General features: G+C 55.5%; 1 protein-coding gene. It reads right to left on the bottom strand.

From position 1 onward, the window contains the following. Positions 1-245: transposase (locus tag M8006_RS18065; RefSeq protein ID WP_250084623.1), on the bottom strand; the 245-nt coding region annotated here is incomplete at both ends.

The following is a 245-nucleotide window of genomic DNA, read 5'->3' as shown; positions in this document are numbered from 1 at the left end:
TCCATATCTCGTGGAGGTCAGCCTTGACCTTGGACTGCACAGATTTTGGTAGCTTATTCAGTACGTTGGCAGTTTTGTGAACCCAGCAACGTTGATGATCCGTTTCCGGGTACACCTTGCTCAATGCCGACCAGAACCCCATAGCGCCGTCGCCAATCGCAAGTTTGGGGGCGTTGGTCAGCCCGCGCTCCCGTAACCCCGTGAGCAACTCTGTCCAACTGGCTTCCGATTCACGTCGTCCATCC

This window comes from Halomonas llamarensis (genome assembly GCF_023555005.1).
Lineage (GTDB): Bacteria > Pseudomonadota > Gammaproteobacteria > Pseudomonadales > Halomonadaceae > Vreelandella > Vreelandella llamarensis.
Note: the sequence above shows the minus strand (reverse complement) of the source record. Positions and strands in the feature narration are given on the sequence as shown.